At 35.7% G+C, this 12,047-nt stretch carries 13 protein-coding genes; 9 read left to right on the forward strand and 4 right to left on the reverse strand.

The window, feature by feature from the left end:
• Positions 1–112 precede the first annotated feature (112 nt).
• Entirely contained in the window at positions 113–286 is a 174-nt protein-coding gene (ytzI, locus tag LPC09_RS19490; RefSeq protein WP_098794911.1) for a YtzI protein, read from the forward strand.
• A gap of 25 nt (positions 287–311) precedes the next feature.
• Here ytzI and LPC09_RS19495 read toward each other — a convergent pair whose 3' ends face one another.
• Both LPC09_RS19495 and LPC09_RS19500 read right to left on the reverse strand, forming a co-directional pair.
• Positions 312–1,253 (reverse strand): TIGR03943 family putative permease subunit, encoded by a 942-nt coding sequence (locus tag LPC09_RS19495; RefSeq protein ID WP_231308067.1) that lies wholly within the window; start codon positions 1,251–1,253, stop codon positions 312–314.
• Positions 1,254–1,275: 22 nt separating this feature from the next.
• Entirely contained in the window at positions 1,276–2,280 is a 1,005-nt protein-coding gene (locus tag LPC09_RS19500) for a permease (RefSeq protein ID WP_098794909.1), read from the reverse strand.
• Between the two features lie 218 nt (positions 2,281–2,498).
• Between LPC09_RS19500 and folE2 the strand changes: the two genes are divergently transcribed.
• Positions 2,499–3,407 carry a GTP cyclohydrolase FolE2 gene (gene folE2 / locus LPC09_RS19505; protein WP_098794908.1) on the forward strand — a complete coding sequence of 303 codons (909 nt, stop codon included), beginning with the start codon at positions 2,499–2,501 and terminating at the stop codon, positions 3,405–3,407.
• 37 nt (positions 3,408–3,444) lie between these two features.
• On the opposite strand, the gene LPC09_RS19510 is transcribed toward folE2, so the two are convergent.
• On the reverse strand, positions 3,445–3,918 hold the full coding sequence (locus tag LPC09_RS19510; protein WP_098794907.1) for an S-ribosylhomocysteine lyase: 474 nt from the start codon (positions 3,916–3,918) through the stop codon (positions 3,445–3,447).
• A 134-nt stretch (positions 3,919–4,052) separates the two neighbouring features.
• On the opposite strand from LPC09_RS19510, the gene yidD reads away from it, so the two are divergent.
• Positions 4,053–4,283 carry a membrane protein insertion efficiency factor YidD gene (gene yidD / locus LPC09_RS19515; protein WP_098794906.1) on the forward strand — a complete coding sequence of 77 codons (231 nt, stop codon included), beginning with the start codon at positions 4,053–4,055 and terminating at the stop codon, positions 4,281–4,283.
• A 103-nt stretch (positions 4,284–4,386) separates the two neighbouring features.
• Positions 4,387–5,745, forward strand: coding sequence for an IS1182 family transposase (locus LPC09_RS19520; protein ID WP_231308068.1), 1,359 nt, complete (start codon positions 4,387–4,389; stop codon positions 5,743–5,745).
• Positions 5,746–5,887: 142 nt separating this feature from the next.
• Here the strand turns inward: LPC09_RS19520 and LPC09_RS19525 are convergent, their stop codons facing one another.
• Complete coding sequence (locus LPC09_RS19525) at positions 5,888–6,451, reverse strand: beta-class carbonic anhydrase (protein ID WP_098794905.1); 564 nt, start codon at positions 6,449–6,451, stop codon at positions 5,888–5,890.
• 216 nt (positions 6,452–6,667) lie between these two features.
• On the opposite strand from LPC09_RS19525, the gene LPC09_RS19530 reads away from it, so the two are divergent.
• The 5 genes from LPC09_RS19530 (at position 6,668) to LPC09_RS19550 (ending at position 12,013) form a co-directional block, all read left to right on the forward strand.
• Positions 6,668–7,813, forward strand: a complete 1,146-nt coding sequence (locus LPC09_RS19530; RefSeq protein WP_231308069.1) for a metal ABC transporter solute-binding protein, Zn/Mn family — start codon at positions 6,668–6,670, stop codon at positions 7,811–7,813.
• 91 nt (positions 7,814–7,904) lie between these two features.
• On the forward strand, positions 7,905–8,813 hold the full coding sequence (locus LPC09_RS19535; RefSeq protein WP_231308070.1) for a nuclease-related domain-containing protein: 909 nt from the start codon (positions 7,905–7,907) through the stop codon (positions 8,811–8,813).
• A gap of 525 nt (positions 8,814–9,338) precedes the next feature.
• On the forward strand, positions 9,339–10,691 hold the full coding sequence (locus tag LPC09_RS19540; RefSeq protein ID WP_231309785.1) for a cytochrome ubiquinol oxidase subunit I: 1,353 nt from the start codon (positions 9,339–9,341) through the stop codon (positions 10,689–10,691).
• Positions 10,692–10,715: 24 nt separating this feature from the next.
• The gene (locus tag LPC09_RS19545; RefSeq protein WP_098794902.1) at positions 10,716–11,756 is read left to right on the forward strand and encodes a cytochrome d ubiquinol oxidase subunit II; all 1,041 of its coding nucleotides are present in this window, start codon (positions 10,716–10,718) and stop codon (positions 11,754–11,756) included.
• 71 nt (positions 11,757–11,827) lie between these two features.
• Positions 11,828–12,013, forward strand: a complete 186-nt coding sequence (locus tag LPC09_RS19550; RefSeq protein ID WP_098794901.1) for a hypothetical protein — start codon at positions 11,828–11,830, stop codon at positions 12,011–12,013.
• Positions 12,014–12,047: the final 34 nt, after the last annotated feature.

Below are 12,047 nucleotides of genomic sequence, written 5' to 3' on the forward strand. Positions count from 1 at the left end.
TACTTTAAACGCCTGAACATACTAAAAACATTGTATAAACATGTTAGATCTTTCATGATATGATAACTAGTAATAGAATAAGTAGAGGAAGATTTTTTGGGAGGATAATGTATTGAAAAATGTTTTTATTATCTGCATCATCATTGTCATTATTGTGCTTTTGCTTAGCCTTTTAACGACAAGAAAAGCCTATCAATATAAACATACTGTTGATCCAATTAAAAAGCCAGTTAACAATCAAGAAACACAAGAGAAAGATCAAGAAAAACCCACGCAAAATCAATAAATTGCGTGGGTTTTCTCTTAGCCTTTTAGTAACTTTCATAAACATAAGGTGATTCCGGTTGTTCAACACGGTCAATTTCGGAAACCTCAATTGAAGGTAATGTCCAATCTTGATACTTTACTGTTGTAATTGTACCAGTTAGTTTCACCCATTGATCATCACCCAATGTCTCTGCTTCTGGAGATGTTGCCAATGTTCCAAACACTGATGCATCTGCCACACAACATGATAAACCAAACCTTGCGATGACAAATTGATTTTCTTTAAAATCATGTTCTCTAAAAACAAACCCTAACATCTCTACCTTTTTTCCAACGAACTTATCAGGGTTTTCGTCAAGTATCGAGGTCATTGCTATAAAATTTTCTTCAGTAAATTGAATGGTTTCCATTTCAAGCATTTTCTGCTCAAGTTGTGCATAAAAGTCCACTGGTTTTTCCTGAACCTCAAATCCTTCAGGGTGTTCAAGTGGTACATCCGGAATGTTGGAAGACTGCGCAACTTTATTTCCTACACTTTCATCTAACTCATTCAAATAAGCTTCAGGATCACTTAAGTAAGCCTCAGCCTTTGATGTATCTTGCTCTTCTAGATTTGTCTTAAATCCTCTTTTGGCAGCAACAGAGCTATCCAACACAACATCTGGAAATAAAAATCCAGTTATAATAGGAAAAACAAATAAGGAATAAACAAGTAGCGTTTTTATTGGAGAAGATGAAACAGCATGGTCTGTTCCACAATCACAGTAAAGCTCAGCTTGCTTTTTAGAACCACTTCTCCAGATTTGGATCGCACCTAACAGGGCAAAAACAATAATTGCAAAATTCATAAAAGGCATCATTTTTGGTGCAATAAAATGAACCATATTTCCTGTGATGACTAACTTAAGCATTAATAAGGTAAATCCAATTAATATAATTCCTCGGATATATAGTTGAAATCGATACTGCGCATGTTGTTTTTCCATATAATCTCTAAACCTCCTTTACTTATAAAAATAGAATCTGGTAAATAATAATAGAGATATAAACAACAATAGTAACGACTAGAATAAACGCTGCAACAAACCTTGCTTTAAAGAAAGCAAAAAGCATAATTGTATTCTTCAAATCAAGCATTGGACCATATACTAAAAAAGCAAGTAATGAACCGGCAGTAAATGTACCACCAAAAGAAGCTGCAACAAAGGCATCTGCTTCAGAGCATAGTGATAGAATATAACCAAACCCCATCATTAATGCAGGAGAAAGGAACTCGTTCGTTCCAAGCTCAGTCAACAGAGTACGATCAAGAAATGTTTGAAAAAGACTGGCGATTAATGCCCCCATTATTAAAAATTTTCCCATTTCAAAAAATTCATCACTTGCATGAAATAACGTAGATTTTAACTTTCCTACTTTTTCTTCTTGATTAGTATTCCCTTCTACTACTACATCCTCTTTCGTCCATTTTAATTGATTGGTGTTCTTAAACAAAAGATAAATGATAAACCCGATCACAATCGACAAAACAAACGCTAACCCCATTCTTGCATAAGCAATATGAAGCTCTGAAGAAAAGGCATAATAGGTTGAAGCAAATACAACTGGATTTAAGATCGGTGCCCCAACCAGAAAGACTACCCCAATATGTAACGGCATTCCCTTTTTCATCAACCTTCTTACAATCGGAACAATTGCACATTCGCAAATAGGGAAAATAGCTCCTAGTAATGCTGCTGGCAAAAGAGCAAGAATCGCATTTCTAGGCAATGCTCTTTTAATTAAATCTTCAGAAACATATGTTTGAATAAGCGCTGAAACAAAAACTCCTAACAAAATAAAGGGTATCGCTTCTAATAGAATACTTAAAAACATCGTGTTGACTGTTAATAATTCTGAAGGAATGTTAAATGATAGATCCTGAAAATCAACAAATAGGAATAAGTAAAAAAATAAACCTATTAACCCGAGAGCAATAAATTCACGAAATAGTGGTATGACGATTTTATTCATTTTTGAACTCCTATCCTATTAATCTTTGTTCTATATCATACTAGTTTTCTTGCGAGATTATGTCTTTTTAATTATGAACTTTTCTTTACATTCTTTTTTCATTCTAGTTCTTTTACTAAAATTCGACACATCCCAACACATTCCAGAGATTTATTCGTTGAAGTTTTCTATTGACTTACAGTATACTCTCAATATCGAGTAAGTGAGAGGGGATTAAAATGACAAGAAAGATAAATTTACCACCAAAAAAGGAACGACACCGTTTATTCGGCTCTGTTGAACCAGGAGTAAAGCTAAAACCCACAGAAAAAGAGCAGATGCCTGATTTACAAAACACAAAAAAAGATTTTCTTTTTACTATAGACGCTGTAGGAATTAGTAATGTTAAACATCCTATCATTATTCATTCTGACTTACTGCCAAAGGAACAAACGACTATTGCTACTTTTAAAATGACAAGTAAAATTTCATATGATTCAAAAGGCACAAACATGAGCCGTTTTACTGAACAGCTTGAGCAATACCGTCAAAATGGAGGATTTGTTCTTACTCTTTCAAATCTGTATGATTTTACGAAAGAATTGGCAGAACGTCTAAAGCAAAAAGACGCAAGTATAGAGGTAACATTCCCTTGGTTCTATGAACGCAAAGGACCAAGCTCAGAATTAGTAGGATTAAATCATGCCGAAGCTACTGTTTCTGTTACCTACGAAGATGGTGTTGGATTTACAAGCTCAGCTTCTTTAACTAGTGCAATCACAACACTTTGTCCATGTTCTAAGGAAATTAGCGAATATAGTGCGCATAATCAACGTGGATTCGTAACAATGAACGTGGAGTTTACTGAGGGTTATGATGAAAAAACAGATTGGAAAGCAGCACTATTAGAAGCAGCTGAATCAAATGCAAGTGCAATGATACACCCTGTTCTTAAGCGTACAGATGAAAAGGTTGTAACAGAAACTGCATATGAAAATCCTCGTTTTGTGGAAGATATGGTTAGACTTGTTGCTGCTGACTTATATGAATTAGATTTTGTACAGGCATTTACAGTAGAATGTCGTAACGAAGAATCTATTCATTTACACGATGCGATTGCTAGTTTAAGTTATAGAAAAGAAGACTAATGAAAAACGGTGTCCCATTTGGAACACCGTTTTTTTCTTAACCAAATACTTTGGCTAATTCTTCTTTATCTTGATCAAGCCAAAAACGCATTAAACGCTTTGCTCCTTCTAAGTCATGAAGCTTTGCTTGACCACATTGTTTTTCATTAGCTGCTGGAATTTCCGTAATTTCAACAGCAGTTTTCATAGTATCTTCTAAAAGATCAATGATTTCACTTACTTCTGGCTTTCCACTTACAACTAAATAATAGCCTGTTTGACATCCCATTGGTGAAACATCAATAATATCAAAGTGATCATATTTTTCTGAATGCTCACGAATATTAAAAGCCAGTAAATGCTCTAACGTGTGAATGGTATCAGGCTTCATCGCCTGTTTATTTGGCTGACAAAAACGAATATCAAATTTATTTACTTCACCGTCACTACCAACTTTATGAACGCCACAATGACGAACATATGGTGCCTTTACGGCATTATGATCTAATTCAAAGCTTTCTACTGAAGGCATCTTTTTCACTCCTATAATGTTAATAGACTAGCATACTATGCTCGTTTATATTGTAACACATGAATGAAAAATGGCGAATGATCAACTATTCTAGTTATGAAAAACTGCATTATTAAAAGTGAGGTCAACAAGTTATGAAGCAAATTTTCATCTCCGGTATCCGTTTCTATCAAAAATTTATATCGCCCCTTACACCACCTACCTGTCGCTTTTACCCAACATGTTCACATTACGGACTCGAAGCGTTTCAAAGGTTTGGGGTACTTAAAGGAAGTTATTTAACGATAAAGCGTATTTTAAAATGTCATCCGTTTCATCCCGGTGGTGTTGATCTAGTACCGGAAAAACAAGAAAAAAAGCTATGAAATTTTTCATAGCTCAGACTGTAGACAAACTCAAAAAAAATTGAGTTTGCTTACAGTCTTTTTTAATTTAAACTTGTATTAAGAAAATCTTGAGGTGATAAATATGCTTTCGAAACATAATTCCATACAACGAGATCAAATTGAAATGATCGCTTTAGATCAACTTGTACCAGCGGACCATTTGGTTCGCAAAATAGAGGCTGCGATTGATTTCTCTTTTATTTATGACTTAGTGGAAGATATGTATTCTGAAGTAGGCCGCCCGAGTATTGATCCAGTCATTCTGATTAAACTAACCTTCATTCAATATACCTTCGGTATTCGTTCGATGCGAAAGACAATTGAAGAGGTTCAAACAAACATGGCCTATCGATGGTTCTTGGGCTATGGTTTCCATGATAAAGTGCCGCACTTCTCTACCTTCGGGAAAAATTACGAACGTAGATTTAAAGATACAGATATATTTGAACAAATATTCTATCGTATATTAAAGAGTGCTGCCGAGAAAAACCTTATTAGTGCAGAACACATATTCATTGATTCTACTCATGTAAAAGCTAGTGCTAATAAGCATAAATTTCAAAAGAAGGTCGTACGGAAAGAAACAAGAGCTTACCAAGAGCGTCTTCAAGAAGAGATTAATCAAGATCGTGAAGATCATGGGAAAAAGCCTTTTCCACCAGATAAGTTTGACAAGGCAGAATCAAAAGAAATCAAGGAAAGTACAACTGATCCAGAAAGTGGTTACTACGTTAAAGACGAACGCACAAAACAGTTTGCCTATTCATTTCACGCAGCAGCAGATCGCAAAGGTTTTGTATTAGGCGTGGATGTTACACCAGGTAATATTCATGACAGTCAAATGTTAGAGCCATTGGTTGAAGATGTAAGCGAGATAATAGGAAAACCAAATGCTGTTGCTGCAGATGCTGCTTATAAGACTCCAGCGATTACAAAGTACTTAATAGAAAACAATATTATTCCAGCAGTACCTTACACAAGACCACGTACAAAAGATGGATTCTTCCGAAAACATGAATATGTTTATGATGAACACTTCGATTGTTACTTATGTCCAGCTGGGGAAATCTTGAAATACTCTACAACAACTAAAGAGGGATATAGAGAGTACAAATCTCCAAATCACATTTGCGCAACGTGTCCATTATTGGCTCAATGTACAGAGAGTAAAGATCACCAAAAAGTGGTGACGCGCCATATCTGGCAAGAATACGTAGAAGAGGCAGACCATCTACGTCATCATCAAGATGTAAAACCGATATATGCAAAACGGAAAGAAACAATTGAACGTGTATTTGCAGATGCCAAAGAAAAGCATGGGATGCGTTGGACAACTTTGAGGGGACTCAAAAAATTGACAATGCAGGCGATGCTTACTTTTGCTGCCATGAACTTAAAGAAGATGGCCAACTGGAATTGGAAAGGTCCAGTAATAGTATAATATAGAGACTCGAAGAGTCTCTTTTTCATAAAAGTTGAACGAAATTAATATAAAATCGCAAAAAGGGTTTGGAATGTATTACATTCCAAACCCTTTTTGTCGACAGTCTGAGCTATGAAATTTTTCATAGCTTTTTCTTATCTTAATCTTCGTATCCATTTACAACAACATCAAGTTTTCCTGTTGCAGGATCTATAACAAGACCATGCACTGGAATATTCTCTACTAGTAATGGGTGATTTTTAATTGTTTCTACACTATCACGAACACTATCTTCAACTTTCTCAAAGCCTTTTAGCCATTGATCTAAATCTATTCCAGAATATTTAATTGTATCAATTTTTTCAGAGGAAACTCCGCGTTCCACTGCTTTTGATAAGAAAGATTCTGAATTTAATTTACTCATTCCACAATCATGGTGACCTACTACACAGATTTCATCTGCTTTTAATTCATACACAGCGACTAAAATACTTCTCATGATACTTCCAAAAGGATGAGCAACAATGGCACCAGCACTTTTCACAATCTTTACGTCACCATTTCGAATGTTCATTGCTTGTGGCAAAAGCTCCACTAATCTAGTGTCCATACAAGATAAGATGACAAGCTTTTTCTCAGGAAATTTTGTTGTTTCAAATTTTTCAAACTCTTTATCTGCTACAAATTTTTCATTATGTGCTAAAATTTCATCTACTAATCTCATATTCATTCCTCCACTATTCTAGTTTTCTGTTTTTTTATCATATCATAACTCTTGAAATTTCTCTAATGATGAGTTACTATGGTTAAGGAAATTAAATCGTAACAGTTACTATTTGTTTTTTAGAAATAAAAATTAGTTCTCAAATCGTAATCATTAAGATATAATAATGAAGTCTTAATCGTAATCATACTGATTTATTGAAAGGAGATTATTTACATGAAAAAGCACACATTACTCATGAGCTCATTCCTGTTACTATCAAGCTTTTTAATCGGCTGTAATGCAAGTAACGAAGAAGGACAATCAGCGAATGAAACAAATACAGAAAATACATTAAAAATCTATACTACGATTTATCCACTAGAAGATTTCGCAAAAAAGATAGGTGGAGATCTAGTTGAAGTTGAAAACATTCTTCCTCCTGGAGTTGACGCCCACACATACGAGCCTACTACTAAGGCGATGGTTGAAATCGCTGAAGCAGATGGGTTCATTTATTCAGGTGTAGGATTTGAAAGCTTTACAGAAAAAGTTCAAGAATCATTAAATTCTGAAGATGTTGCCTTTATCAACGCTGGTGAAGGAATCGAATATATAGAAGGTCATGAAGAAGAAGCTGCTCATGATGAAACAGAACATGCTGAGGACGAAGCCGCTCATGATGAAAGTGCACACACTGAGGACGAAGCCGCTCATGATGAAAATGCACACGCTGAGGCTGAAGCCGCTCATGATGAAAGTGCACACACTGAGGATGAGGCCGCTCATGATGAAAATGCACACACTGAGGATGAGGCTGCTCATGATGAAAGTGCACACGCACACGATCACGGTGATCAGGACCCACACGTTTGGATTGACCCTATTCATTCAATTACTCTAGCAGAAAACATCAAAGATGCATTAATAGAACTTAATCCAGAAGGAAAGCAAACATTTGAGGATAACTTCCAAGCTTTAAAAACACAGCTTGAAGACCTTGATCAATCTTTTAAAGATATAATAAGCAATGCAGAAAAGAAAGAGATCCTAGTATCTCATGCTGCTTACGGTTATTGGGAAAACCGTTATGGAATCGAACAAATCAGTGTACTAGGGCTTTCTCCAACTGAGGAACCTTCACAAAAAGAATTACAAACAATTATTGAAACTGCTAAAGAACATGAAATCAACTACATCATTTTTGAAACAAATGTTACAAGCAATGTAACAGATATCGTTCAAGCTGAAATTGGAGCAGAAGCATTAACCCTTAGCAACCTAGAGTCTATTACAGAAGAAGATGTAAAAAATAATGAGGATTATTTTAGTATTATGGAAAGAAATTTAGAAACTTTAAAAACAGCCTTATCAAGTAAGTGAGCGAATATTTCGTTCACTTTTTTTATTTAGACAGAAAGATACATCTATCATATAATCAACTTGATCTTCAAAAATAAAAAGGATGTGAAATATGATTTACAAGCACCGAAAGGAACCTAATGAATTATGTATTCTAAAAAGCCTAAATACCCGAATGAGTTTGGATGAAAAGGACAAGCAGTATTATTTTAATCTTAAGAAAGGGTATGAAGGCGAGGTATTATTTGATAGTTTACTAGAAAAGCTTAGTTGTGAATGCATTATCCTAAATGATTTGCTTTTAAAACAAAATAACACATTGTTCCAAATTGACTCTTTACTTATCAACCGAGACTCTCTTTACCTTTATGAGGTGAAAAATTATGAAGGAGATTATTATTACGATTCTGATCGACTATATAAGAAAAACCAAAAAGAAATAAGCAATCCTCTCATTCAATTGAATAGAACCGAATCATTATTAAGACAATTACTCAAACATCTTGGTTACCCCACACCGATTTTTGCTTCAGTCGTTTTCATCAACCCAGAATTCACTCTATATCAATCACCCCTAAACAAACCATTTATTTTTCCTACACAAATTAATAGGCACTTGAAAGAACTAAATACAGTATCGTCAAAGTTAAAAGATGATCATAAGAGGCTTGCTGACAAGTTACTTTCTTTACATGTCACGGACTCTCCTTATAGGAAGTTACCTAGTTATGAATATAAGGAGCTACGTAAAGGGGTTGTTTGTGGGGAGTGTTTGTCTTTCACAATTAGTGTTGAGGGAATGCAATTTTCATGTTTAATCTGTGGTCACAGAGAAGAAATTGAGGCTGCTGTTATGCGAAATGTAAGGACATTTAAGCTTCTTTTTCCTGACAATAAGCTCACGGCAAATGTCATTCATGAATGGTGTAATGAAGTTGTAACTAAAAGAAGAATAACAAGAATTCTTCAAAAAAACTTTAAGGTAAAAGGGGTTCATCAGTGGACTTATTATGAGGAATAAAAATTAAATAAAAAACTGTGATATATATCAAATAGCTATTTCACTTAATGATGGTCTTCATTTCACTGATGAAGACCATCTCCTCTGTTTTTTCACTCAATGTTGGTCTTCATCCCGTTGATGAAGACCATCTCCTCTAATTTTTCACTCTATGATGGTCTTCATCCCGTTGATGAAGACCATCTCCTCTGTTTTTTCACACTGTGTTGGTCTTCATTTCACTGATGAAGACCATCTCCTCTAATTTTCCACTCCATGATGGTCTTCATTTCACTGATGAAGACCATCTCCTCTGATTTTTCACTCGATGTTGGTCTTCATCCCGTTGATGAAGACCATCTCCTCTAATTTTCCACTCTCTAATGGTCTTCATCACTTTTATGAGCTTCACCTCCAGCTCTAGCCATGAGTACTTATTTGAAAATTTCCTTCTCCCCTTCAAATAGAAAACACAAGAATATTCTCTAGAAAATAGTGGACACTATGGGTGATTACGACAAGGTAGGAAAAGAAAGGCGGATCGCAATGGATGATTTAGTATTAGCGCGTTCACTGTTCGGAACCACAATGGGCTTTCACATTATTTTTGCCACTTTGGGTGTTGGGTTGCCTTTAATGATATTATGTGCGGAACTTCTTTTTCAAAAAACGAAGGATCAGGATTATGCCATAATGGCAAAGCGTTGGACAAAAGGACAGGCTGTTTTGCTTGGGGTTGCCATTCCAACAGGAACAATTGCCGGGGTTCAGCTCGCATTATTATGGCCGGGATTTATGGAGGTAATTGGGAGAGTCATGTCATTACCTTTCCAAATTGAAATTTATGCTTTCTTTATTGAAGCCTTGTTTATGAGCATTTATGTTTATGCGGCTGATCGAATTTCTCCTAGAATGAGAATCATCAGCGTTACCCTCGTCCTTATTGGGGCAAGTGCTTCTGCCGTTCTCATAACAAATGTTCATGCATTTGAAGGAACTCCCGCTGGTTTCAGGATTCAAGATGGAGAAATTGTGGATGTGGATCCATGGGCTGCGTTTTTTAACCCTAGCTTCTTCATTTCAGCTGCACATGTAGCCGTTTCAGCCTATATGACAGGTGCTTTTATGATTAGTACAATTGCATCATTCAAAATGTTAAAAAGCAGGAAAAATGAACGTGTATACAAATTTCATCGAAAAGCGCTTATGTTAAGTTTGGTTATTGGAGGAATCTTTTCTTTTCTAACAGCAATCAATGGCCATGAGTCGGCTCAAATGTTACATGAATACCAGCCTGAAAAGCTTGCTGCTGCAGAAGGCCTTTTTGAAACACAGGATTACGCTCCCCTTGCTATTGGAGGATTTACAGATCGTGAAAGCCAAGAAGTAAAGTATGGGATTGAAATTCCTTGGGCCTTAAGCTTCTTAGCAGGAGATAGCTTTAAAACAGAGGTTGTTGGTTTAAATGATTTCCCTGAGGAATACTGGCCACCGTTATTTGTGCACACACTTTTTAACGGAATGGTTCTTATTGGGAGCTTTTTAATCTTTTTATCACTTGCTGGGTTTGTTTGGTACAAATTTTTGAAAAAACCACATTTTCCTAAGCTATTTATGTATGCCTTCGTTGTAGCTGGGCCACTGTCCCTTCTTTCCATTGAATTTGGATGGATTTTTGCCTGTACGGGGAGACAGCCATGGGTGATTTATCGCATTTTAGCTACCGAAGATGTCGTAACAAAGTCAACTCAAATCGGGATGTTGTTTCTTCTTTTCTCTTTAATTTATGTTATTTTAGGTATTGCGGTTTTAGCTGTATTAAGATATTACTTTAAGCGCCACCCTGTTGAGGATGAGCTTGATGGAGGAGTACCTAAACAAAATAATCTTAGTTATTAATCCTTAGAAAAGGTGTGAATCAAAATGACTGCAGATTCATTACTCGCAATCACAGTATTATGGGGGTTTGTGTTTATTTATGCCGTTATGGCGACAATGGATTTTGGAGCAGGCTTCTGGTCCATGGTTTATTTTAATAAAGAAAAAACAAATGCAACAAACATCGCAAACCGTTATCTTTCTCCCACATGGGAAGTAACAAATGTATTCATTGTGGCAATTGTTATCGCGCTAGTTAGCTTTTTCCCGGGAGCAACGTTTATCTTAGGCACAGTCCTACTCCTTCCAGGGAGTTTTATCTTGATTTTATTAGCATTACGAAGTGGTTTCTTAGTGTTTTCACATGTTGCAAAAGACTATGAAAAAGGCTTAACATATGTTTCCGGAATCTCTGGATTTATTATTCCAGCGTTACTTATGCTTGTTTTGCCGATTACACATGGTGGCTATATTGATGTTGTAAATGGTGTCCATCAACTTAACTTCGCTGCTTTATTCACAAGTCCAAACATATACGCCTTCATTGGATTTGCTGTTAGCAGTACATTGTTTTTATCATCACTACTGCTTGCTGACTATTCAAATGTAGCAGATGAACTCGAAGCATATCGTGTTTATCGTCGTGATGCATTAATTCTTGGTCCCATTTCCTTATTTACAGCATTGTTAATTATGCTAACCCTAAGGGCCGAAGCAAATTGGCTTTATACGAATATGCTTGAGTACCTCCCCTTTTTAATTGGATCTGTTCTTCTGTTTGTTATTGCTGGAGCTGCTTTATTCATTCCATCTGCAAAACATAAGCAACGTATTGGAAGACCTAGATTAGCAGTAGTAGCTGTAACCATTCAATATTTATTAGCAAGTTATGCATATGGACGAGCTCATCTTCCATACATGATTTATCCTGACGTCACAATTGAATCTGGTTTTACGCATCCGAACACTTTTCGAGCGTTATTCATCACATATATTGTTGGGTTTCTAATTCTCTTCCCAGGATTTGTTTACTTTTGGAAACTCTTTATGAAAGATAAGCGCTATTTAAAACAAAACGAATCTTAAATAAGCTTTACATATTTTTTCTTCTTTTAGAAAAAATAAAGTGGTGATAAAACGAGCAAGGGGGATGTAACATGAAGGAAAGCCTGATTGAGTCATTTCGTCAAGATGTAAAAAATTCAAATGCTGACTCGTTTCCGATTTTTGTAGATTCTTTTACAAATTTATGGGACTATGAGTTCGGCTCACTGGATGACCTTCCTCAAGATGTTGATGACTTAGTTGCTGATCGCGCGATTGAATATGGATTAATGGAATAACAATAACATACTAATGATACCCATAATACTTAAA

The sequence above is a fragment of the Metabacillus sp. B2-18 genome (assembly GCF_021117275.1).
In the GTDB taxonomy this organism is placed as follows: domain Bacteria; phylum Bacillota; class Bacilli; order Bacillales; family Bacillaceae; genus Metabacillus.